The sequence below is a fragment of the Bacteroidales bacterium genome (assembly GCA_029210725.1).
Classification (GTDB): Bacteria; Bacteroidota; Bacteroidia; order Bacteroidales.
On sequence record JARGFM010000034.1, the window covers coordinates 12,947 to 36,502 of the forward strand.

Sequence of the window (23,556 nt, forward strand, 5' to 3'; positions counted from 1 at the left end):
TTAAATCAGATTAGCTGAAAAAATATATTATCTACCAGAAATCCGGTATTATATGAGTACTGTTCTTATATTCCCTGCAATCGACACAATGCTTGTTCACCTCGGCGAAGGAGGACACACCATCCATCCACGCCCGGGCATAGTACAAGGGCAGGTCCTCTTTGCTAAGAGGGCCGCCGGGACCTTTGGGTAATGGAAAGCAGTACCATTTATAAAAACTCAAATCGAGCCCCTCGGGCTTAACGGCAAAAGCGCGCCGTTCAACGACCCCTGCCATACTGAAAAACCCAGGACAATCTCACTCTCATCATCCACATTATAAATATTGGATTTCAGCAGGGCCGGCTGCCTGTCAAACAGGAAGCCCTGCTCCTGGGAGGTCATTTTCAGCTCGTTCCAGTAATGAAAGGCCTCCAGACCCAGAGAGTACTGTTTTACAAGCAGACTGTACTTATGGTGAAGCTTCTGCTCCATCTGAATATTGGGAACAAAGGTAAAAGGTTTCTTGATATAGATTCCGAAATCCAGATAGGCCAGAGACATGCTGTGGATGCTTGAAAGTTCGTTGCTGATATAACAGACACGATAGTTGCTGGTGTCGGGCAGTTCCTTCAGCTGAAAGTCCAGATCCATCACAAAGCCTTCCATATCGGGATTATGAAACTCATAGGTTTCGGTCAGGTCCCAGCGAATGTATTCGTAGGCTTCATTATCATAAGTAAAATCCAGATAAAAGCGGATCCCGCTTATAGAAGTGGTTTCTGAAGCAAAGCTTTGACTTTCAACCAGGTAATAGAGCGAGTCGATGGCAGGTACGGGCCTCAGTTTATCAAAATCGGACTGGTAAAGCTTTCCGTCGGGTGTTTCTACATGGAGCATGTAGGAAGCCCCGGTTTGCAAAAAGGATTCATCCAGATCGCCCTTATAATACCCCGGTTTGAATTCCGAGAATATCCGGAGTTCCCCATCCTCCCTGACTAACTGGATCAGGCTTCCCGATACCGGGTCAAAGGAGGGTGCAATCAGGCCCACCGACCTGGAGATCTCAACGATTTGTTCTCCGGCCTGATCAGTCAAATGGGCATTAATCACCATTGTTCACGTGGTCAGATTATCTTCATCCGGATAATATCGCTCCACACAGGCTGCACAACAGTAACAAAGAGGTATAAATAAAAGTAAGCGAAAAACTTTATGTTTCAACTGGCAGGGACTTAAATTCTGGACACTAAAAGTAGATTTTTTTTTTCCATATTTAGCCGTAAATAGACGATAATCGGGGATGCCTCAGAAACGGATGGCAGGTCATTCCCTGTGATGGATTTAGACTATATTTGTACATCTCACTATAATTGACTCCCATGCGCATGCGAAAAGGGTTTCTGAAACTATACTCCATCCTGGCCTGGGCCACCATGGCTCTTACCTCCATTTTCATCAGCCCCTTCTTCCTGCTGGTCTGGTTGTCCACCTTCTGGTGGGACCGCCGGCGGGTAGCCGCTCATATGATGGGTACTTTCTGGGCCTGGCACTACCAGTCGCTGATCCCTTTCTGGAAACTTCGCCTGGAGGGAAGAGAGAAAATTCCTTGGAAGCGTCCGGTGGTTATGGTGGCCAACCACCGCTCCCTGATTGACATTCTGGCCCTGTACAAGATCCGGAGACCCTTCAAATGGAGCTCCAAGGATGAAAACTTCCGCTTACCCTTTATCGGAATGGTCCTTTCTCTTACAAATTCCATTCGGATCAAACGGGAATCGCTACGCTCGGGCGCCCAATTCCTTTCCCAGGCTGAGAAAGAAATTGGTAAAGGCTCATCCATTCTTCTCTTCCCCGAAGGGACGCGCTCCAGAACCAAGGAGATGAGGCCCTTTAAAGAGGGTGCTTTCCTGCTGGCAAAAAGAACTGGCTGCGGGATTATCCCCATTGTACACACCGGCTCGGAAAAGACCTTTGACCGCGGATCATGGGTGTTAAAAGGGAAAGCCCCCATTCATATCCGGGTACTGGACGAGATCCCGGCCAGCGAGGTGGAAAAGCTGGAAACTGCAAAATTAATGGAACTGGTCAGGGAACAGATGGAAAAGGGAATCGCCAGGCTTGAACAGGAGATTTCGGCCAAATGAAAAAACCAGGCCAGGCCATCAGACGCATGGGATTCCTGAGGGACCAGGAAGGAATCATGAATCGTTATATACGTGAATCTTCTACCTGGCACGACCACCTGGAACATACCCGGAATTTCATAGCCGGTTCATTTCAAAAGACGGATGCCGAAACGCTAGCTGTTCTGGGTAGTGGCTGGTTACTGGATGTTCCCCTGGAGCAACTTCTGATCAGGTTCAAACATATATACCTGGTGGATATTCACCACCCCATCCAGATCCGGAAAAAGACAGCCTCACTGAAACAGGTCGAACTCATTGAAAAGGATCTCTCCGGAGGAGCCATCGAGCAGATCTGGCAGCTTTTCCGGGCAGTTAAAAACCGACCTCAGGATGAAGACTTCGTTGACCGGCTCTCCTTCGTGCCCCCCCTGGAGCAAATGGAGGTGGATGCCCTGGTATCGGTCAATCTGCTTAACCAGCTGGATATACTCCTGTGCGACTACATCCGGAAAAGAGAGCCTTTTCAACAGCAGTCCCTGGATCGTTTTCGCGCTGCCATACAGGCCTTTCACCTGGAATGGATCTCAGAAAAACCGGCTTGTCTGGTGACCGATATCCTGGAAGAGGTGAAGGACAAAAAGGGAACAATTTCATCCAAAGCTTTGCTTTACACTCCATTACCCGCCGGAGCACGGAACGAACGCTGGTGGTGGGATTTTGACACCACGGGCACCTACCACCCCGGAAGCCGCACCCGCATGGAGGTTCAGGCCATTGAATGGATCTGATTTCAGGTGCTTTTAAACCGCTTTTAAAGAGTCTTGTGTTGAAAACTGAATGATGTCCAGGCCAGAGTTTTGGTTATCTTTGTGCTGCCAAAGAGGAGATGAGATATGACGGCGAATTATTCAGAAGATACCATACGTACGCTCGACTGGAAAGAGCATATCCGAAAGCGTCCAGGCATGTATATCGGGAAGCTGGGAGACGGCTCCTCGCCCGACGACGGAATATACATCTTATTGAAGGAGGTCATTGATAATTGTATCGACGAATACATGATGGGCTTCGGAAAAATCATTGAGGTTAATATCGACGAGCACCGGGTCTCCATCCGTGATTACGGTCGCGGGGTTCCACTGGGGAAAGTAGTAGACGTGGCATCAAAAATGAATACCGGCGCAAAATACGATTCCAAGGTATTCAAGAAATCTGTTGGTCTGAACGGGGTGGGGATCAAAGCAGTTAATGCCCTTTCCTCCAGTTTTACCATATGCTCCATCCGGGAAGGAAAAGAAAAGAGTGTGGACTTCAGCGAAGGGGAGATCGTGAAAAACCATCCGCAGCGGAACTCCTCCGAAAAAAACGGAACCCTGATTACCTTTGAGCCCGATCACAGCATGTTCGGGAAATTCAATTTCATCGACGAGTACATCGAGACAATGCTCCGTAACTACACCTACCTCAATACGGGGCTTACCATCAGTTATAACGGACAGAAGTTTCAATCCAAAAACGGCCTGCTCGATCTGTTGCAGGAGAATATGAGCGGTGAAGGACTCTACCCCATAATTCACCTGAAGAATGGCGATATTGAAGTGGCCATCACCCATGGCAACCAGTATGGGGAAGAGTACTACAGCTTTGTGAACGGACAGCACACGACCCAGGGCGGCACCCACCAGGTGGCTTTTAAAGAGGCGCTGGTGAAGACCATTCGGGACTTCTTCAAAAAAGATTTTGATGCGTCCGATATCCGCACCTCCATCATTGCTGCCGTCAGTATCAAGGTGGAGGAACCGGTATTTGAATCCCAGACCAAAACCAAACTCGGATCCAGGGATATTGGTCCCAAGGGCCCTTCAGTAAGGAATTTCATTATGAATTTCCTCACTTCAAAAATGGATGATTACCTCCATAAACATGGCGATACGGCCCATGCCATTCTGAAAAAGATTCAGGAATCGGAGAAAGAACGCAAAGCCATATCTGGTATCAAGAAGCTGGCCAGGGAACGAGCCAAGACGGCTAACCTGCATAATAAAAAACTGAGGGACTGCCGCACTCATTATAACGGGAATGATGAACAAAAAAACGAATCCACCCTGTTCATCACCGAGGGAGACTCGGCCTCCGGTTCCATTACCAAATCAAGAAACGTCAATACACAGGCCGTATTCAGTCTGCGCGGGAAACCTCTGAATTCTTTTGGCCTCACCAAAAAAGTGGTCTATGAAAATGAGGAGTTCAACCTGCTTCAGGCTGCACTGAATATAGAAGACGGGCTCGACGGTCTGCGGTACAAGCAGGTGGTGATCGCAACCGATGCAGATGTGGATGGCATGCATATACGTTTATTGCTGCTTACCTTCTTCCTGCAGTTTTTCCCCAACCTGGTCCGCAATGGCCACCTCTTCATCCTGCAGACTCCCTTATTCCGGGTCCGGAACAAGAAAGAGACCATCTACTGCTACTCTGAAGAAGAGAGAATCAAGGCCATCGCTAAACTTGGATCCAACCCGGAAATAACACGATTTAAAGGACTGGGAGAGATCTCTCCCGACGAGTTTAAACATTTTATTGGTCCGGATATCAGGCTACAGCCGGTACGCCTGAAAAAAGAAGATGATCTGAAAGAAATCCTCAACTTCTATATGGGGAAAAACACACCCGACCGGCAGAATTTTATCATTGAAAGGCTCAGGGTTGAAGAAGATCCGGTGGAAGTTGCCTGAGCAGACTATTCAAGTCACAGGAGAATAGAAGAATCAGTGAAGAAAAGATGACAGACTTCGACGATACATCATTGGACGCACAAGCTGAAGAGCACCACTCCCCGGAGGAAATTAAGATCACCCGTCTCTCGGGGATGTATGAGGACTATTTCATCGACTATGCCTCCTACGTCATCCTTGAACGCGCGGTCCCTCATATCATAGACGGGCTCAAGCCGGTACAGAGGCGCATCCTGCATTCCATGAAACGGATCGATGATGGAAGGTTCAATAAAGTGGCCAATATCATTGGTAACACCATGCAATTCCACCCCCACGGCGATACCTCCATAGGGGATGCCCTGGTACAACTGGGCCAGAAAGAGCTGCTGGTCGACACCCAGGGAAACTGGGGTAATATCTATACGGGCGATGGTGCTGCCGCCTCACGTTATATTGAATCCAGGCTTTCAGCTTTTGCAAACGAGGTACTTTTCAATCCCAAAACCACCGAATGGAAACTTTCATACGATGGCCGGAATAAAGAACCGCTTACTCTTCCGGTTAAATTCCCCCTGCTTCTGGCCCTGGGTGCAGAAGGGATCGCGGTGGGACTCTCATCTAAAACACTTCCCCATAACTTCAATGAACTGATCGATGCATCCGTCAGATACCTTCAGGGAAAGGATTTCGAGCTCTTCCCCGATTTTCCGACAGGTGGACTGGCCGAAGTGTCGCGGTACAATGACGGATTACGCGGTGGAAGCATCCGGGTCCGGGCAAAGATCGAGAAGCTGGATAACAAAACCCTGGTGATCAAGGATCTTCCCTATGGCAAAACGACCGTAAGCCTGATCGATACCATTATCAAGGCCAACGAAAAAGGGAAGATCAAAGTCAAGCGAATCGATGACAATACGGCAGAACATGTAGAAATCATCGTGCATCTGGGGGCCAACGTGTCTTCCGATAAAACCATCGATGCCCTGTATGCCTTTACAGATTGTGAGATATCCATCTCTCCAAACTGCTGTGTGATCGATGATAACAAACCTCGTTTTGTGGGTGTGAGCGAGGTCCTGAGGGTAAATGTCGACCATACCAAGGAATTACTGAAACAGGAACTGGAGATCAGGCTGAGAGAACTTCAGGAAAACTGGCACCTCTCTTCCCTGGAAAAGATTTTTATTGAAAAGAGGATTTATCGCGACATTGAGGAGTGCGAAACCTGGGAAAGCGTGATTGAGACCATCGATAAAGGTCTCGATCCCTATAAGAAACTACTCCTGAGAGAGGTGACCCGTGAGGATATCATCAAATTGACTGAGATCAAGATCAAACGAATCTCCAAATTTGATGTCAAACGGGCCGATGAACATATAAAAGGACTTGAGGAGGAGATGGAGGAGGTGAAAGACCATCTGAAGAACCTGGTAAATTACGCCATCAATTACTTCAAGCAGATTAAGAAGAAATACGGCAAGGGAATGGACCGCCGTACTGAGCTGCGTAATTTCGCCAGCATCGAGGCGACCAAGGTAGTTGTGGCCAACCAGAAGCTCTATATGAATGCCAGAGACGGTTTCATAGGCACTTCCCTTCGAAAGGATGAATATGTTTGCGACTGCTCCGATATTGACGATATCATAGTCTTCCTGAAAGACGGAACCTATACCATCTCGAAAGTGGCCGACAAGCACTTCGCCGGCAAGGATATCATCCATGCGGCTGTTTTTAAGAAAAATGACAACCGGACCATCTACAATGTAGTTTACTTCGACGGCAACTCGGGAAACGTCATGGTGAAACGGGCCCCGGTGACCGGGATCACACGCGATAAGCAGTACAATATTGCAAAAGAACATCCTCATACAAAGATCCTCTACTTCAGTGCCAATCCCAATGGTGAAGCGGAGGTAATCAAGGTATTCCTGAGACCCCGGCCACGCTTGAAAAATCCTGTTTTTGAATTTGATTTTGCAGATCTGGCCATTAAGGGAAGGGGAGCCATGGGCAATATCCTGACCAAGTTCTCGGTCCAGAAAATTATCATCAAGGAGAAGGGGGTATCCACCCTGGGAGGGAGAAAGATCTGGTTTGACGAAGATGTGATGCGGCTGAATGTGGATGCCAGAGGAAGATTCCTGGGCGAATTTTCCGGGGAGGACCAGGTCCTGGTGATTACCCGGTCGGGGCATTTCCGGACCACCAATTTCGATCTTAGCAATCATTTTGAAGATGATGTGCAGATCATTGAAAAGTACAGGGAGGGCAAAATCTGGTCGGCAGCCTATTTCGATGCAGAGCAAAACTATTACTACCTGAAAAGATTCCTCATCGAACCGGGCGCCAAACTTACCCGCTTTATTGGTGATCATCCCGGATCAAGGCTGATCAGTATCACCGAAGTAGAGTACCCCCGCCTGGAACTGAAATTTGGAGGGAAGAACAAAGATCGCAAACCGGAAATCATTGAGGTGGCGGAGTTTATTGGAATCAAGAGTTACAAAGCACGGGGAAAACGGCTCTCCAATTACGAGGTGAAAGTAATCCAGGAACTTGAGCCGGAAAACGAAGGGGAAGAAGCCACGATTCCGGCAAAAGAGCCTGCAAAAGAGCCTGTTCCTGATCGTACAAAACCTGAAAAGCAGGACCCTGAAAAGATTCCTATGGAAATTATAATACCAAAAGAGGAGAAAAAGAGCCCGGGAAAGGACGATCGTAAGGAACCCGGTGGACAGTTTACCCTGGAGTGGTAAGATGGAAAGCAGAATATTTCTGATTGGGTTTATGGCTTCGGGAAAATCCACCCTGGGAGCAAAACTGGCGCGCAGGATTGGCTATCAGTATGTGGATATGGATCAGCTGATTGAGGAGACCGCTGAAATGTCCATAGCCTCCATTTTTAACGAACACGGGGAGGAGGTCTTCAGAAAATGGGAACACGATATCCTTTCAGAACTTTTCAGTCGTGAAAAACTGGTAATCGCCACCGGGGGAGGCGCTCCCTGTCATTCAGAAATGATGGACCTGATGAACAGACATGGAACTACCATCTATATTCAATTATCTCCGGAAGCCCTGAAAGGCCGTCTGATTCGTTCCAGAACCGAACGGCCCCTGATTAAAGGCAAATCAGAACCGGAACTGCTTGACTTCATTGGCAAGCTGCTCCGCGAACGAGAGATTTTCTATATGCGAGCCACCTATATCGTAAACGGAATAAACCTGCAGGCGGAAGAACTGGCCAGGCTCATCATGGATTCCTGATCAGCTTGCCGGATCCGGGAAAGCGTCCAAAGAAGCGCCTTTCTCAGAACATCCCGGCTAATAGCTCTTCATTATCCAGGCCGGAGATGTAATCCCTCAGTGAAATGCCCGAAAGCTTCATCCGGATGGTTTCGGGATCGTGTATACATCCAACCAGCATCTGCTCCAGGGATGTAATCTCCTTAAGAGAACTGAAATCCCCCACGATCTTAATCGCCCGGATCACTCCCTTTTCCACGTTCATTTGCAGGTCGAGACGGCCTCCGCTGAATGAGATACTTTTACAAAACTGGTATTTGGGTGAATATCCAAAATTCCATTCCCAGGTGGAGAATTTCGAATTTCGCAACTCTGTAATCTCCGCTATATCTGCAGCCTGATACTCATACAATCTGGAATCCTCATAGCTTTGAAGCATATGGGTCAGAATTTTTTCCTGAAATTGCTCCACATCCATCTCCTCTGTCAGATGATCCCTGATATTTGTCACCCGGGACCGGACCGACCTTACGGCCCTGTCGGTAAACTTATCCGGCACAGTCTTAAGAGCTGCACTCAAATTTTCCATCTTCAATGAAAACAGAAGGGTCCCGTGATGCAAAACCCTCTTCTTGAATACATGACTGGCTGTACCTGAAATCTTAAGTCCATGAAGCAGGAGTTCATTGCGTTTCCCCAGCCTTGCATCCAGTCTCATCCCGGTCAATGCCTCTATAATGGGTCTGGTAGCCCGCCTGTAATCCACCAGTTCACCCTCCTTTCCGCTGGTAAAAAAAGCGAAGTTCAGGTTTCCAAGGTCGTGAAAGACGGTTCCTCCCCCCGATATTCGCCGGGCCACCAGAATGCCTTTCTCCTGTACATAAGGCAGATTGATCTCGGCCAGGGTATTCTGATGCTTGCCCACCACAATAGAAGGGATATTCCGGTAAAGAAGAAAAACATCCTCCCCGAAACCCTTAAGCAGATACTCTTCTGAAGCCAGGTTAAAATAGGGGCTGGAATAAGGGCTGACAATGCAAAGCATACTTGAAATATATCAGGATTCTGTCCTGCCAGCTCTGGAAACAATCCACCAGTTTTCCGGGACTTCTGACAGGACCCATTTGAACAGCAGGAATAACAGCCAGCCGCATCCGGCTCCCCATATTCCGCCTGCCAGTACATCGCCGGGATAATGCACCCCCAGGTAAATCCGGCTGTACCCCACAAGCAATGCCCATAAAATCATAATCGCTGTAATCCATCTCTTTTTGATCCATAAAAGTATCAGAAAGGCAACTCCGAATGTATTGGCCGCATGGGAGGATACAAAACCAAACTGTCCGCCGCACTTATTATTAACCAGATGTACCAGGCCCTCCAGTGAGGGCTCATGACAGGGCCTCAGCCTTTGAAAGACATTCTTAAAGAGATGAACCGAGGTCTGATCGGCCAGAGTGACCACCAGGATGATAAAAAGCAGCATGGGGAGAAGCTGCCATCGTTTCTTCCAGGCCATATAAGCGAGCAAAAGCAGATAAAAGGGCCACCAGGTGTCCTTGCCACTTATCCACCACATGATCCCATCCCAAAACTCATTATGCCAGCCATTGATGGCCAGGAATAAGCGTGTGTCGAGTTGCAGGATCCAATCCATCATGTCGATCAGGAGTTCAGCATCTTCCAGATGGTATCATTAAGACTAACCAGCCCCTGGTTGGCCACTGCAGAAATAAAGTGATATTTGACTTCCGGCAACTCCTTCTTTATCTCCGCGCTAAGCTCATCATCGAGCAAATCGGATTTAGTAATAAGCAGCAAACGTTGCTTATCCAGCAGCTCGGGATTATACTCTTCCAGCTCCTTCAGTAACACCCGGTACTCCTCTGCAATATCAGGGCTGTCGGAGGGGACCAGAAACATCAACATGGAATTCCTCTCAATATGCCGCAGGAACCTGTGCCCAAGCCCCTTCCCCTCGCTTGCTCCCTCAATAATCCCGGGAATATCGGCCATAACAAAGGATCGGCCATCCCGGTACTTCACAATCCCCAGGTTAGGGACCAGAGTGGTAAAGGGGTAGTCGGCGATTTTGGGTTTTGCCGCTGATATGGCAGCCAGCAAGGTAGATTTTCCTGCATTTGGCTTTCCTACCAGACCCACATCGGCCAGTAGTTTTAATTCAAGAATAAACCAACCCTCCCCTCCCGGTTCGCCGGGCTGTGCATACCTGGGTGTCTGATTGGTGGGTGACTTGAAATGATCGTTGCCCTGGCCTCCTCTCCCTCCCGTTATCAGGATCTTTTCCTCATTATGGGAGGTTACTTCGAAAAGCACTTCCTGGCTCTCAGCATCCCTGGCCACCGTCCCAAGGGGAACCTCGATACAGGCATCCTCCCCACTGGCTCCTGTTTTCAGATCAGCTCCTCCGGCCCCTCCATGTGTGGCAAACACATGCCTTTTATACTTAAAATGCAGCAGGGTCCAGAGTTGACTGTTTCCTTTGATGATCACATGCCCGCCTCTTCCGCCATCCCCGCCGTCAGGCCCGCCTTTCCGGGTCATTTTATCCCGGTGAAGGTGAGCCGAACCGGCACCTCCATTGCCTGAACGGCAAAAGATCTTCACATAATCAACAAAGTTGGCGTTGGACATGAGTCAAAACAATAACAGCAGTTAGTCCTTTACTTTGGCAATAACTTTTTGTATGCGCTTAAAAATTTCATCCACCGTACCCGTGCCTTCCACGGCTGCATGTTTACGCATCTTTTGGTAGTAATAAGTCACCGGGATGGTCTGACGGTTGTAAACATCAATGCGGTTGTTGATGGTCTCCAGATTATCATCGGTGCGACCTGTTTCTTCTCCCCGTTTCAAAAGCCTCTTAACCAGCTCTTCGCGTGGCACTTCCAGAGAGATCATTACTCCAATACGTTCGTCATACTGGGTCAGTGCATTTCGCAGCGACCTTGCCTGTTCAACGGTCCGGGGAAATCCGTCAAAAATAAAGCCAGGGCCGCCCTTGTTTTCCTTCAGTTTATTTTTGATCATTCCAATCACAATCTTATCTGAAACCAGCTCTCCCTTATCCATAATCTCCTTGGCCTGCAACCCCAGTTTTGTCTGCATAGCTACCTGCTCCCTGAGGAGATCGCCGGTTGAGATATGTAACAGACCATATTTCGCAATTATCTTTTCCGATTGTGTTCCTTTTCCCGATCCCGGAGGACCAAATAATACAATATTCAGCATGATTTTTCAGTTTTTTTTGACAAGCCCCAAAATAGTAAACATTTGCCTCAATCATTCAGCAATTGGTATATTTCCCTGAAGTTTCTGCCATAGCCGTTATAGTCCAGTCCATAGCCCAGGATGAAGTTGTTGGGAATCGTCATCCCCACGTAGTCGAGTTTCACCTTTTTGACGGTGGCTTCCGGTTTATGCAGAAAGGTGGCTACACGGATCTCGGCAGGCTCATAGCCCGATAATTGTCTGATTATCGTATCCAGGGTCACCCCTGAATCAACAATATCTTCCAGCACCACAACCACCCGGTCCTTCAGATCCCGGTTGATCCCGATAAGCTGTTTGACACTTCCGGTGGACTGGGTTCCACTATAGGACGCCAGTTTCAGGAAGGTAATCTGACAGGGGAAATCCAGCTGTTTAAAAAGGTCGCTTGCAAACATAAAGGCACCATTTAATATCCCCAGAAAAATGGGATCCTTTGTGGCCAGATCATGTCTCATCTCCAGGACCAGGCGACTTACTTCTTTTTGAATGGCCGCTTCAGAAATAAAGGGCTCGAAATATTTATCATGGACCTGTACAATACTACTGTTTGCCATATGTTTTTTTATTTGAAAGTAGGCATCAAAATGCAGGAATAAAAATTATTGTAAATTCGTTAACCGATAATCATTGCAAATCTACATAAACTAATGAATCCAAAAGTAAGCATTATCATGGGAAGCACATCAGACCTTCCCGTTATGGAGCAGGCAGCAATACTGCTTGACGAATTTGAGATTCCTTTCGAGATCAATGCTCTCTCGGCCCACAGGACACCTGATCAGGCCATGGACTTTGCCAGGAATGCTGCAGGAAGAGGGATCAGGGTGATTATTGCCGGAGCAGGCGGAGCAGCGCACCTACCCGGGGTTGTGGCTGCGTTAACGCCTTTGCCGGTCATAGGAGTACCCATTAAGGCATCCATCTCCATCGATGGCTGGGATTCCATACTGAGTATCCTGCAGATGCCTCCGGGAATACCGGTTGCAACAGTAGGGCTCGATGGTGCAAGAAATGCCGGAATCCTGGCCGCCCAGATAGTGGGCACCGGAGATCCTGAAGTGTTGCAGAAAATGCTCAGGTTCAAGGAAAGCCTGGCTTCCAAAATAGTGAAGGCCAACGAAGAACTAAAGGAGGTGAAATTTAAATTTAAAACCAATTGACGGAACCATGATATCTCCACGCAGGTGGCTGTTAAAAAGACCGGGAATATGGATCCCGGTCTTTTTTTTGTCCCTGGCCCATGCCCGGTTGGCAGGTCAGGTATATTGGCTGGATGCTTCTGCAGCTTCCCTGGGAGGATGCTATGTCACCTCCGGGGGATATTCCTGTGCAAATCAGAACCAGGCGGGATTGGGTTTTATTGAGCAATCCAGCCTTTCCATAGACCATAGCCGGCCCTTCCTGATCAAAGAGCTGGGCACCTCCTCCCTTACCGGCCAGCTGATAACAGGGTCGGGGGCCCTGGGGATTGCTCTGGCCACGCGTGGACTCAAAGGTTTCAGACAAAGCTCTTTGTGGATCTCCTATGGAATGCAACTTTATCCCGGGATCAGCGCCGGAGCGGGAATACACCTCTGGCATTCCGTACTTTCAGAGCAATTCTTCCATGCTCCCGGATGTAGCTTTGCCCTGGGCCTTCTGATCAGGATCAACGAACACTGGGAACTTGGAACCCACCTGCTCCATCCTGCCGGGTGGAGTTCCAGCGCAGTCAGTCCCTTCCGGAATCAATTGTCTGTCGCAGCCGGTTGCTCCTGCTCCTTTTTGCGATCGGGTTGCTTTTACTCAGAGTTACACTTCCATCCTGAACAGAACTTCAGCCTCTGCAGCGGACTGGAGTCCAGCCTGGGACCGCGGGCCACTTTAAAAACCGGGATCCGCAGTGAGCCATTCACTATTTCCTGGGGAATCTCTGTAAAACTTCCCGGATGGATCCTGGAATTTTCATTCCTCTTCCGGACCGGTTCCGGCCTGTCTCCCTATACATCCATGACTCATGCGTGGTAATTTTAAAAATGGCCTGCTGATCATCCTGATATGGATCCCCGGACCTCTGAAAGCCCAGCTTCCGCTTAGCTCCCAGGAGATGGAGGGCCTCCTGTACCGGAGCGAATCGGCTTTTATCCCTGAATCTGTACTAAACGAATGGATGGAAAACGGGGAAGCATCTCTGGACCTTAACAATGCCTCTCCCGAAGAACTGGAAGCATCAGCTTTATTTACCCCCTACCAGCTTCATCAACTGTTAAAATACCGGGAAGAATTTGGGGAAATTTACTCCATTCAGGAGTTGGCCGTGATTCCTGGCTTCCATCCAGGCAAAGTTACTGAAATCTCACCCTTTGTTATCCTGAACCCGGCCTGGGAGGCCAAAGAAAAAACCCGGACGCAACACCGGTTTCAGATCAATCTGGCCAGAGCCTGCCCGGGCACCGGGAATTCCCCGGATGATTCCACAACCCTCTGGAAAAATGCTCATACAGGTCCCCCGCTGTTTACCTGTGTCAGAATCAGATCCAGAATGAGCAGCCGGCTCTCCCTGGCACTAACATACGAGAAAGATGCCGGGGAAGCATTTCTTTATAAAAACAGGCCCCAGTTTCTTTCAGGCTATCTCTCCTTCGAAGGCCAGGGTTTTCTCAATCAGATCGTACTTGGCAACTTTAAAATGAACCAGGGCATGGGACTGGTAAACGGTGACGGATATTTGCATCGGCCCGGAAAGCTTCGTATCAACCGTCAGTCACTCTCCAGGATCCGGCCCTATGCATCCAAAACTGAGTCCGGTTTTGAGCAGGGACTCGCCTGTCAGTTTGAGCTGAATAAGGCCAGATTCCTTATCTGGACCTCCTGTCAGCCCCTGAGCCTTTCTCCATCCGCTCTGTTGAAAAACACGGAGGCCGGGAACTGGCCGGATTACCAGCTTACAAGCGGCCTCTACAGAACCGCAGGTGAACTGGAAGGCAGAGGGCTGGCTTCCAGGGTCCACGCCGGGGTTCAGGTCCTTTACAGCCATCGCCAGCTTGCCCTGGGAATCATGAGTGGAACAGAATGCTTCTTTCCCACCAGAAAAACCCTGGCATACCTGGGTTCAGATCCAGGAACAGTCCTGCGCCATAAAGCCAGTCTGCATGGAAACTGGCAAAAAAACAGAACCCAGTTTTTCGGAGAAATGGCTCTGAACGCTGGGGGATCACTGGCAAGCCTTATCGGGTCGAGCTATATGCTGAACGATTTTATTCAGGCTACTCTCTTATTACACCACTATGGAACTGATTACCTGGGCTCCTGCCCTTCCTCCTACGCATCAGGAAGCGCTATAAAAAATGAACAGGGCCTGGCTTTTTATCTGAAGGCAGAGACTGGAAAATTCATCTCGGCGGAACTAAGCGGCGAACTATTCCGGTACCGGGCACCCCGGTACCTGTCGGAGCTTCCTTCCAGCGGGAACAGGGTGGATCTTTCTCTGCACAATCCGGGAAAAAAACAAATACAGTGGAGGCTCCGGGTGGTCAGCAAAAACTGGCAATCAACCCCCGCCGTCAATAAGGGCAAATTGCGCCCCCTGATAGATTCCAGGGTAAGCAGGATGGATGGACAAATAAAGTATAAGTATCTGGATCACTTCCAGTGGCAAAGCAGGCTGGTGATCTCCAGATACTCTCAGCAGAAGCAGGCTCTTCCCGGGTATGCCGTTATGCAGCAGGTAATGCTCTGTCCATCCCCAAATCTGAAATTAGTTATGCAATTTGTGCAATTCCGAATAAATGACTGGGAAAACAGGATCTACCTGTATGAACCGGGCTTCTACTATAGTTTCAGCTTTCCCTCCTACTATGGGAAGGGACAGAAAACCACCTTTCTGCTGACTATAAAACCAGCACCGCGGATCAGCATCTCGGCAAAAATATCTGCAGTCACAAACATGGACCTTCGAAAGTGGGAAGCATCACTCCAGTGGCAGCTGAAGCTTTAGTCAAACTTCAGATCGAGGATATTTATCTGCAGACTGACTTTGCCCCTGAAATCATTTTCCATCAGCTGGTAACAAATATCAAAGGGTGTTCCTTTATTAATCTGATCGAAAAGATTCCCCTTGTGAAAACCGATAGCATTAAAAACCTTAAAGGGATTCTCCTCCTGGATCAGGGTTAATTTCAAATGCTCGCCGTTGGTGCCTACCGTACGGCCATACCCGTTATCAACCACATTTTCAGAGAGAAATACCGGACTAACATTCTCGGGGCCAAAGGGCTCAAACTGTTTTAAAATCCTGAAGAATTTATCTGTGATTTCTGTAAGTTGGAGCTCCGTGTCAATCTCAACCACAGGAATCAATTGCTCGGGATCGATAGTCTCTTTGATTATTTCCTCAAAACGTTCTCTGAAAACGGGAAGGTTCTGCACCTTCATAGTCAGCCCCGCAGCATACTTATGTCCACCAAAATTTTCAAGGAGATCACTGCACGATTCGATGGCCTGGTAAAGGTCAAAGCCATTTACCGACCGGGCCGATCCGGTTACCAGTCCGTCGGACCTGGTAAGAATCACCGTAGGTCTGTAAAAATGATCCAGCAACCTGGAGGCAACAATTCCTATTACTCCTTTGTGCCATTCGGGATTATAAAGTACCGTGGAGTTTTTCATCCTGAGAGAAGCATCGCCCTGGATCATTTCAATGGCCTGCCGGGTGATTTCAGTATCAATGTTCCTGCGATCCAGATTGAAATTGTTGATCTTTTTGCTGATAATCCGGGCATCTGAGCTTTTCTCACAAACCAGCAGGTCGACCGATTTCTTGCCCGACTCCATTCTCCCTGCAGCATTAATTCTCGGGCCTATTTTAAAAACAATATCTTCAATGGTGATCCCCTTTCTGTCGATACCTGCTACTTCTTTGATGGCTTTCATGCCAATGGATGGATCATCATTCAGTTTTTTTAGTCCAAAATGGGCCAGTATACGGTTTTCACCCGTAATGGGGACAATGTCTGAGGCAATGCTGACCACCACCAAGTCCAGATAATCGTAGATATTACAGGCATCCAGACCATTCCTCATTCCATAGGCCTGAACCAGTTTTAATCCCACCCCGCAACCCGACAGCTCCTTGTAAGGATAGGGACAACCCGGCTGTTTTGGATCCAGTACAGCTACAGCATTCGGGATCTTATCACCGGGATTATGGTGATCACAAATAATAAACTCTACCCCCTTACTGCGGGCATAATCAATCTTTTCCACTGCTTTGATTCCACAATCCAGGGCTATTACCAGGCTGAATCCATGCCGGGCCGCATAATCTATCCCTTTGAGCGAGATTCCGTAACCCTCATCATAGCGGTCAGGGATATAGTAATCGATATCCTTGAAATGAGTCTTGAAACAGGAATAGACCAGGGCAACTGCGGTAGTCCCATCCACATCATAGTCTCCGTAAACCATCACCTTCTCTCCGTCCTGGATGGCCTCCTGAATACGTTCGATAGCCCTGTCCATGTCCTTCATCAGAAAGGGATCATGAAGATTGGCGAGATCGGGACGGAAAAACTCCCTGGCCTCCTTAAAGGTCTTGATATTACGCTGGGCCAGCAACTGGGCCAGGGGCCTGTCAATGCCCAGTTCACCGGACAGGGAAGTAATCTCTTCTTCATTACCCGGTGATTTTATGACCCAGTTCCTATTCATCTGTTTCAGGAAATTTAGCAGGTGGACTCTCCCCCGCTCCCTGCAAAATTAACATAATCTTTTTTATACCTTTGTGACCGGAAAAATAAAAAGAGAAATGCATCATCCCGAGCATAGCGAACAGGAACAGATCAGGAGAAATTCTCTGAAAGAGATCAGGAAACTGGGCATCAATCCCTATCCTCCCGAACTGTTTAAAACCAGCCATCATGCGGCTGATATCATCGCGGGGTTTGAAGAGAATGAAGAAGCTTTTAAAGAGCTTTGCCTGGCCGGAAGAATTATGAGCAGGCGCATTATGGGAAACGCATCTTTCGCAGAAATCCAGGACTCTTCAGGAAAGATTCAGATCTACATCCGGCGGGACGACCTGTGCCCGGAGGAGGACAAAACTCTATACAATACGGTATTCAAAAAACTTCTCGACATCGGGGATATTATCGGCGTGAGGGGATATGCTTTTCGTACCCAGGTCGGGGAAATATCCGTCCACGTGAAAGAGCTGATACTACTCAGCAAATCCATCAGGCCCCTGCCCATCGTAAAGGAGGCCGGCGGAAAGATCTATGATGCGGTAACCGATGCCGAATACCGCTACCGTCAGCGCTATGTGGATCTGATCGTGAACCCGGAATCGCGTGAACTTTTCAGAAAACGGACCCGGATCTATACCACCCTTCGAAAACTATTCAACGAAAGAGGGTACCTGGAGGTCGAAACCCCCATCCTTCAACCCATTCCCGGAGGTGCTGCTGCCCGCCCCTTCATTACCCATCACAATGCACTGGACATTCCACTCTACCTTCGGATTGCCAACGAACTCTATCTGAAAAGACTTATCGTCGGGGGCTATGATGGGGTATATGAATTCTCCAAGGACTTCCGTAACGAAGGGATGGACCGCACCCATAATCCTGAGTTTACTGTGATGGAGATTTATGTGGCTTATAAGGATTACAGGTGGATGATGGACTTCACCGAGGAAATGATTGAGAAGGTTGCCCTGGACCTGCACGGAACCACCCGGGTACAGGTGGGTGACCAGGAAATCGATTTCAAACGTCCGTTCAGACGAATTACCATGCTGGATGCCATCAAAGAGCATACCGGATATGATATCGCAGGAAAAGATGAGGCCAATCTGAGGGATATTGCAGATCGCCTGGAGGTGGAACTGGACGCCTCTATGGGGAAGGGGAAGATCATTGATGCCATTTTCGGAGAAAAGGCCGAACCTTTTATGATCCAGCCGACCTTTGTCACCGACTACCCCGTGGAGATGTCGCCGCTTTGCAAAAAACATCGAGACAACCCGGAGCTGACCGAGCGCTTCGAGCTGATGGTCAACGGGAAAGAACTTTGCAATGCCTACACCGAGCTCAACGATCCCATCGACCAGCTGGAGCGCTTCCAGGATCAGCTTAAACTATCCGAAAAAGGGGATGATGAAGCGATGTTTATCGACATGGATTTTGTGCGTGCCCTGGAGTACGGCATGCCTCCCACCTCGGGGATGGGACTGGGAATGGACCGTCTGGTCATGCTTATGACCAACCAGAGCAGCATTCAGGAGGTGCTCTTCTTCCCGCAAATGAAACCCGAGGCCGGGGCCAGGGCCCAGGGCAAGCCCTCCGGGGAACCCTTCCGTGAGCTGGGCATCCCCGAGGAGTGGCTGGAACACATGCAGGTCCTGGGCTACGACTCCGTCGAAAAAATCAAGGCCGAAGAAAAACCGGGCCGTCTCCACCAGAAAATGATGGGCTACCGGAAAAAGAACAAGCTGGAGATCCCAACGGTGACCATGGAGCAGGTGCAGGAATGGATCAGGTAATGATTGTCATATACCCTAACTTAAATATACACGGATTATGGAAATAAAAGAACTGGTTCTGGAAACCATGAAAAAAGCCGGGGAACCTGTAAACGCGGGTAAAATAGCTGAAATTTCGAGGCTGGACCGGAAAGCTGTGGATAAGGCCATGGCCACGCTTAAAAAGGAAGGGACCATTGTTTCTCCCAAAAGGTGTTTCTGGGAACCTAAATAAAAAAATTGCCTCCTTAGCTCAGCTGGTAGAGCAGTTCATTCGTAATGAACAGGTCGCGGGTTCGAGTCCCGTGGGAGGCTCCGGCCCCGGTCTTTTAGTCGGGGCCTTTTTTTGTCACCCCATCCTCTTCCCGAGGAAAGCAAGAATAGTGATAAGACCCACAATAAATATCCCAATGGCTGCTGCGATAACAATGCTTCTGTAGTCAGCCGAGCGTTTTATGATTATGCCGGTAAAAGCCCATACCACTGAAAGACCGATAAAGGGATTGTCGATTCTCAGTATGGTTAGCGATACAATCATTGTACCTGTGGCAATCAAAATTATGGTCCATGCCTCCTGCGAAATACCCATGCCTCCCCATCCGCCATCTACAAGGAATGCCGTAACATTCGCTATGGTGGCCATACAGATCCAACCCAGGTATATGCCAAATGCTGCTTTCAAAAGCCCCATTGGCAAATCCTTAAGCAGAAGATTGATCAGAATAAGTGAAACCAGCAAGCCAAGCATCAGCAGTAATGATAAGGGAAGTTTCTGGTAATGCCATGCCACGATCCATAAGCCATTGAACACACAGGAAATAATAAACAGCCAGCTTAGCCTGACAGCTATTTCCTTTGAAGCAGGTAAAAACTGCAGCACGCAATAAACAGCAAGCAACAGATATATGATTCCCCATATGGAGAATGTAATCCCCGAAGGCACAAAAAGGTTGGGATAGGCATCGGACAGCTGACCGGTTGTTTTCCCGTTAATCGGCAGCGAATTGGCCAGGTAGTTCACATAAACCATGGCCCCGAAGAAAAGAAGTGCGATGTAGCGAAGCATAGACCGTAGGCTTTGATTTTTATTAAAACTACAAAAAATATAAGGATTGAATACCTTCAAGATATTTAATTCAAAACTCGTATATTAAAGACAAAAATGGCCACAAAAATTAAGATCATCCGGTCCACAGACTATCTGATGGTATCTGATGATGGAATTATTGATTTTGAGGAGAGTAAAGCCAGACTATATAACCTGGCGGAAGCGAAACGTCCGCCCGCAGATTATGAAATTCTTCTTGATTTCCGCCGGACACAATGGCTGCTCTCCACAGAGGATATCTTTGAACTTGCGCAGGTAGTAGTGAACTACCCTGATTCTTTCCGGGATAAGATTGCTTTGCTTGCACTCCCCGGAGTCAGTTTTGATAAGGCTGTTTTTCAGGAACTTTGTTCCAACAGCCAGGGGATTACAGTCGGGACCTACACCAACTATGAAGATGCCATTCAGTGGTTCCACTCCGTAGAGTGATTTTTACATACAATGCAGGTACTCATCCACCAGCTTCTTTACCTCCCCGGTTTTGTTGTATAAGCGTTCGCTTAATTTGCGATCGTCAAATGCCTTCAGTTTATCAACAAAGCTCTTTACTGTCCCTTCAGGAAAAACACCATCTTTTTTATAAAAGTCAGCCTCTTTCTCCAGAGACTGTGCAGATTCATAACAGGAGGCCGGCAAAGCGACCAAACGGTCCAGAATATCTTTGTGTTCCGTCCTGAAAATATTAACATCAATATACAGGTCTTTGGCTCTTTGTAATGAATCCTCATGCAGCAAACCTTCTTTTGATGCCAGGATGATTGCAGCCATCAGGTGATACAGGTCGGCAGAACCGTCAGGAACTCTGAATTCAACGGTTTGCTTTCCGGAAATATACGGAACCTCGCCCCTTTCCTGCGGATTAGCATCCTTAATCATACTGGTCTTGGCGATCCATCCCAGGGGTACGCGCACCAATACGGACCGGTTGCTGTCGCCCCAGCAAACCATGGTCGGAGCCTCCTGGTGGGGCACCAGTCTTAAATATGAAGTCGGTATGGTGTTCCCAAAGGCAGTTAAGGATGGTGCCTTATCCAGAATTCCTGCGATCATTTTTTTTGCGGTATCAGTCAGCCCCTGCTCATCAGCCATATAGTTAACTCCGTCCTTTTCAATTAAGAAATGAATATGGAGTCCGCTTCCTGCTTTCCCCACAGTAATCTTGGGACTAAAACTGATGGTCACTCCATATTTCTGGCCAAGCATCCTCAGGATCCACTTGGCGACCAACAGCTGTTCAACCGCCTCTTCAGCCTCCACCGGATTAAATTCAATTTCATGTTGTTCATACATATGGGTATCGGTAGAAAAATTCCCCACCTCCGAATGCCCGTATTTGACCTTACCGCCACACTGAGCAATAATCTGCAGAGCTTCTAGTCTCAGTTTTTCCCAGTTTGCAAATGGAGCTGCCGTATGATACCCGCCCTGGTCCCTCGCGGGGTACAGGTCATTCTTCTCGCTGATAATATAATACTCCAACTCCCCCATGGCCTTGAAAGTAAAGCCGGTTTCTGCAGTAAACAGACTGGAAGCCTTTTTCAGGATATACTCCGGTGCGCTTTCCAGAGGATGCCCCTCTTTTGTATAAAAAGAGCAGAGTATATCTAAAGAAGGCTGGTCTGTAAAGGGATTAACAAAAGCGGTACGAAATCTGGGAATCACATACAAATCACTGGATTCAGCCTCCACATAGGAGAACAGGCTTGATCCATCGACACGCTCTCCGGTAGATAAAATCGACTCCAGGTAATCTTTGCTGGTAATGACAAAATTGAGCGCCTTCAGTTTCCCGTCCTCACCCACATACCTGAAATTTAACATCTCAATATGATGATCGCCGATAAACTTGATGATGTCATATTTTGTAAACTCACGGGCTGGTTTCTGAAGATGCCTTACCATCCTGTTCGGATTCATTAAAACTTCCAGGTCTCTCATAGCTTTAGTTCGATTGGGTTTTTACTGCTTGTGAAATTAGATATTATTCAGGCACGATATTCCTGTCTGTCATGTGCTTCCCAACATCATTTATTCCTGTATGGAAACAGAAGGTCTTAAATGATATCCGGATTTTTTGTACTTTATAGTAAACCCCACTTCCTTATGGACTAGATGTCCGGTTTTAATTATGAAAAAATTTTTAACAATCTGTGAAACTGATTAGTTAGCCATCCTATTCGATTTTAAGTTATCTTTAAAACAGCCACTCAACCCATAAACCAATTGCGCATGTCCGAAAACAAACCTGCCGTACTCTATGTGGATGATGTATCCGTAAATCTCATCTTGTTCAGGGAGACTTTTAAAAACGATTTTGACATTACCCTCACTGAATTTCCTCACGAAGCTCTGAAGATCATGGAGGAAAAAGAGATTCAGGTCATGGTTTCCGATCAGCGAATGCCGGAAATGACCGGTATAGAACTGCTGGAAATCGTTGCAGACAAATATCCTGATATAATCAGATATCTGCTTACCGCATATACGGATGTCGAAACAGTGATTGAAGCGGTCATTGTGGGCAGGATTCATGGATACATCCAGAAGCCATTTAAAGCAGATGAAATAAGGGCTACCATTAAAAGTTCCATGGAAGTCTATCACCTGAGAAAGAAGAACCAGCAAATACTTAAGGAGCTTGAGAAAGTGAATGCCGAATTGTTGAACCTGGATGGACTTAAAACAGAGATTATTCATTCAATCACCAATGAAATCAGTCCCCCTCTGAACCATATCATGGGAACCCTGCATCTCTTAAAATCCAAAATTGAAGGTGATGAACTCAGCGGGGTGGTCAACATTCTGGATCAATCGGTATTCAAACTTGAGCAGTTTTCCACGCTGGCCCAGCAGATCTCGACCCTGAAATCACCGGGATTCGTTCTGGACCTGCAGCAGCTTGCCTTTAAACAGGTGGTTCAATACAGTATTATAGAGACTAATGAAGAGCTCAAAGAGGTGGATATTAAGCTTATTAAACAATTTGATTCAGGCGAGTTAATGGTCAGGGGAAACTCCGACCTGCTTGTCAGTTGCCTGGTAAATCTGATCCGCTTCGCCAGGGAGCATACAGAAAGAAATGGTGAACTTGTCATTCTTACGACTGTGCAGGAAGGTAGAGTGGAATGCCATATTAAAGACGGGGGAAGCAACTATTCGGACACACTTTTAGATATTCTGACAGACCAGTTTTCATTCAAGGATGTTTCGCTCAACCTGAAAATAGGAATTGGCCTGGCTGTTTCCCAGGCGATCATGATTGCACATAAAGGGCATCTGGTCTTTGAGAAAACAGTGGGGACAAAAGGAAAAATGAAAATGGTATTCCCCAATGAATGAAGCAATGCTTAACTCCCTGATGCGCCTGTTTGCCATTATGGTGAACATCAACAGGGGAGGTATTTATCTGATTGCCAGGAATTTCGTGGAGACCTACCTCATTCAGCAATTCAGTAAATCCTTGTCGGAGGTAACTAATCAGTCCCTGCCAATTTAGCGATAAGATTGAGAGCATTCAAAACGGGCTGCTTGTTTTTCAAGGCCGTATCCGTGATGCTTCGCAGGATTAGGAAGTTGTTTACGCCT

At 47.8% G+C, this 23,556-nt stretch carries 22 protein-coding genes and 1 tRNA gene; 14 read left to right on the forward strand and 9 right to left on the reverse strand.

Going from position 1 to position 23,556, the window contains the following annotated elements; translation table 11 throughout:
• Positions 1 to 219: 219 nt before the first annotated feature.
• Positions 220 to 1,095, reverse strand: coding sequence for a DUF4249 domain-containing protein (locus P1P86_14485; GenBank protein MDF1576393.1), 876 nt, complete (start codon positions 1,093 to 1,095; stop codon positions 220 to 222).
• A 266-nt stretch (positions 1,096 to 1,361) separates the two neighbouring features.
• Here P1P86_14485 and P1P86_14490 point away from each other — a divergent pair, with 266 nt between their 5' ends.
• The 5 genes from P1P86_14490 (at position 1,362) to P1P86_14510 (ending at position 8,092) form a co-directional block, all read left to right on the forward strand.
• Entirely contained in the window at positions 1,362 to 2,126 is a 765-nt protein-coding gene (locus tag P1P86_14490; GenBank protein MDF1576394.1) for a 1-acyl-sn-glycerol-3-phosphate acyltransferase, read from the forward strand.
• Positions 2,123 to 2,896 (forward strand): hypothetical protein, encoded by a 774-nt coding sequence (locus tag P1P86_14495; protein ID MDF1576395.1) that lies wholly within the window; start codon positions 2,123 to 2,125, stop codon positions 2,894 to 2,896. Before P1P86_14490 ends, P1P86_14495 begins: the two co-directional genes overlap by 4 nt.
• A 105-nt stretch (positions 2,897 to 3,001) precedes the next feature.
• Positions 3,002 to 4,843: a DNA topoisomerase IV subunit B gene (locus P1P86_14500; GenBank protein ID MDF1576396.1), complete on the forward strand. Its 1,842-nt coding sequence runs from the start codon at positions 3,002 to 3,004 to the stop codon at positions 4,841 to 4,843.
• A 71-nt stretch (positions 4,844 to 4,914) separates the two neighbouring features.
• Positions 4,915 to 7,581, forward strand: a complete 2,667-nt coding sequence (locus P1P86_14505; GenBank protein MDF1576397.1) for a DNA gyrase/topoisomerase IV subunit A — start codon at positions 4,915 to 4,917, stop codon at positions 7,579 to 7,581.
• A gap of 1 nt (position 7,582) precedes the next feature.
• On the forward strand, positions 7,583 to 8,092 hold the full coding sequence (locus P1P86_14510) for a shikimate kinase (protein MDF1576398.1): 510 nt from the start codon (positions 7,583 to 7,585) through the stop codon (positions 8,090 to 8,092).
• Between the two features lie 43 nt (positions 8,093 to 8,135).
• Here P1P86_14510 and P1P86_14515 read toward each other — a convergent pair whose 3' ends face one another.
• From P1P86_14515 to hpt, 5 genes are read right to left on the reverse strand one after another with little or no spacing between them, the layout of a single operon-like run.
• A complete protein-coding gene (locus P1P86_14515) occupies positions 8,136 to 9,116 on the reverse strand; it encodes a lipoate--protein ligase (GenBank protein MDF1576399.1) in 981 nt (326 codons plus the stop codon).
• 12 nt (positions 9,117 to 9,128) lie between these two features.
• On the reverse strand, positions 9,129 to 9,731 hold the full coding sequence (locus P1P86_14520) for a phosphatase PAP2 family protein (GenBank protein MDF1576400.1): 603 nt from the start codon (positions 9,729 to 9,731) through the stop codon (positions 9,129 to 9,131).
• Between the two features lie 5 nt (positions 9,732 to 9,736).
• Positions 9,737 to 10,726: a GTPase ObgE gene (gene obgE / locus P1P86_14525; GenBank protein MDF1576401.1), complete on the reverse strand. Its 990-nt coding sequence runs from the start codon at positions 10,724 to 10,726 to the stop codon at positions 9,737 to 9,739.
• A 21-nt stretch (positions 10,727 to 10,747) separates the two neighbouring features.
• Positions 10,748 to 11,323, reverse strand: a complete 576-nt coding sequence (locus P1P86_14530; GenBank protein MDF1576402.1) for an adenylate kinase — start codon at positions 11,321 to 11,323, stop codon at positions 10,748 to 10,750.
• Positions 11,324 to 11,370: 47 nt separating this feature from the next.
• Positions 11,371 to 11,919 (reverse strand): hypoxanthine phosphoribosyltransferase, encoded by a 549-nt coding sequence (gene hpt, locus P1P86_14535; protein MDF1576403.1) that lies wholly within the window; start codon positions 11,917 to 11,919, stop codon positions 11,371 to 11,373.
• Between the two features lie 93 nt (positions 11,920 to 12,012).
• Here hpt and purE point away from each other — a divergent pair, with 93 nt between their 5' ends.
• Genes purE through P1P86_14550 form a run of 3 tightly spaced genes read left to right on the forward strand, consistent with a single transcriptional unit; the run spans position 12,013 to position 15,341 of the window.
• On the forward strand, positions 12,013 to 12,525 hold the full coding sequence (gene purE, locus P1P86_14540) for a 5-(carboxyamino)imidazole ribonucleotide mutase (GenBank protein ID MDF1576404.1): 513 nt from the start codon (positions 12,013 to 12,015) through the stop codon (positions 12,523 to 12,525).
• Positions 12,526 to 12,532: 7 nt separating this feature from the next.
• Positions 12,533 to 13,372 (forward strand): hypothetical protein, encoded by an 840-nt coding sequence (locus P1P86_14545; protein ID MDF1576405.1) that lies wholly within the window; start codon positions 12,533 to 12,535, stop codon positions 13,370 to 13,372.
• On the forward strand, positions 13,362 to 15,341 hold the full coding sequence (locus P1P86_14550) for a helix-hairpin-helix domain-containing protein (GenBank protein ID MDF1576406.1): 1,980 nt from the start codon (positions 13,362 to 13,364) through the stop codon (positions 15,339 to 15,341). Before P1P86_14545 ends, P1P86_14550 begins: the two co-directional genes overlap by 11 nt.
• On the opposite strand, the gene recJ is transcribed toward P1P86_14550, so the two are convergent.
• Entirely contained in the window at positions 15,338 to 17,053 is a 1,716-nt protein-coding gene (recJ, locus tag P1P86_14555) for a single-stranded-DNA-specific exonuclease RecJ (GenBank protein ID MDF1576407.1), read from the reverse strand. The two genes, P1P86_14550 and recJ, sit on opposite strands and share 4 nt — an antisense overlap.
• A 97-nt stretch (positions 17,054 to 17,150) precedes the next feature.
• Between recJ and lysS the strand changes: the two genes are divergently transcribed.
• The 3 genes from lysS to P1P86_14570 all read left to right on the forward strand — a co-directional run bounded on the left by lysS (position 17,151) and on the right by P1P86_14570 (position 19,178).
• Positions 17,151 to 18,884, forward strand: a complete 1,734-nt coding sequence (lysS, locus tag P1P86_14560; GenBank protein MDF1576408.1) for a lysine--tRNA ligase — start codon at positions 17,151 to 17,153, stop codon at positions 18,882 to 18,884.
• Positions 18,885 to 18,921: 37 nt separating this feature from the next.
• The gene (locus P1P86_14565) at positions 18,922 to 19,098 is read left to right on the forward strand and encodes a MarR family transcriptional regulator (protein ID MDF1576409.1); all 177 of its coding nucleotides are present in this window, start codon (positions 18,922 to 18,924) and stop codon (positions 19,096 to 19,098) included.
• A gap of 7 nt (positions 19,099 to 19,105) precedes the next feature.
• Positions 19,106 to 19,178: transfer RNA gene (locus tag P1P86_14570), tRNA-Thr, on the forward strand.
• A gap of 34 nt (positions 19,179 to 19,212) precedes the next feature.
• Here the strand turns inward: P1P86_14570 and P1P86_14575 are convergent.
• Positions 19,213 to 19,929: a tryptophan-rich sensory protein gene (locus tag P1P86_14575; protein ID MDF1576410.1), complete on the reverse strand. Its 717-nt coding sequence runs from the start codon at positions 19,927 to 19,929 to the stop codon at positions 19,213 to 19,215.
• 96 nt (positions 19,930 to 20,025) lie between these two features.
• Between P1P86_14575 and P1P86_14580 the strand changes: the two genes are divergently transcribed.
• A complete protein-coding gene (locus tag P1P86_14580) occupies positions 20,026 to 20,400 on the forward strand; it encodes a hypothetical protein (protein ID MDF1576411.1) in 375 nt (124 codons plus the stop codon).
• Positions 20,401 to 20,403: 3 nt separating this feature from the next.
• On the opposite strand, the gene P1P86_14585 is transcribed toward P1P86_14580, so the two are convergent.
• Positions 20,404 to 21,909: a glutamine synthetase family protein gene (locus tag P1P86_14585; GenBank protein ID MDF1576412.1), complete on the reverse strand. Its 1,506-nt coding sequence runs from the start codon at positions 21,907 to 21,909 to the stop codon at positions 20,404 to 20,406.
• Positions 21,910 to 22,200: 291 nt separating this feature from the next.
• On the opposite strand from P1P86_14585, the gene P1P86_14590 reads away from it, so the two are divergent.
• Positions 22,201 to 23,310: a hybrid sensor histidine kinase/response regulator gene (locus tag P1P86_14590; protein ID MDF1576413.1), complete on the forward strand. Its 1,110-nt coding sequence runs from the start codon at positions 22,201 to 22,203 to the stop codon at positions 23,308 to 23,310.
• On the forward strand, positions 23,303 to 23,467 hold the full coding sequence (locus P1P86_14595) for a hypothetical protein (protein ID MDF1576414.1): 165 nt from the start codon (positions 23,303 to 23,305) through the stop codon (positions 23,465 to 23,467). The genes P1P86_14590 and P1P86_14595 overlap by 8 nt, the downstream gene beginning before the upstream one ends.
• Positions 23,468 to 23,556: the final 89 nt, after the last annotated feature.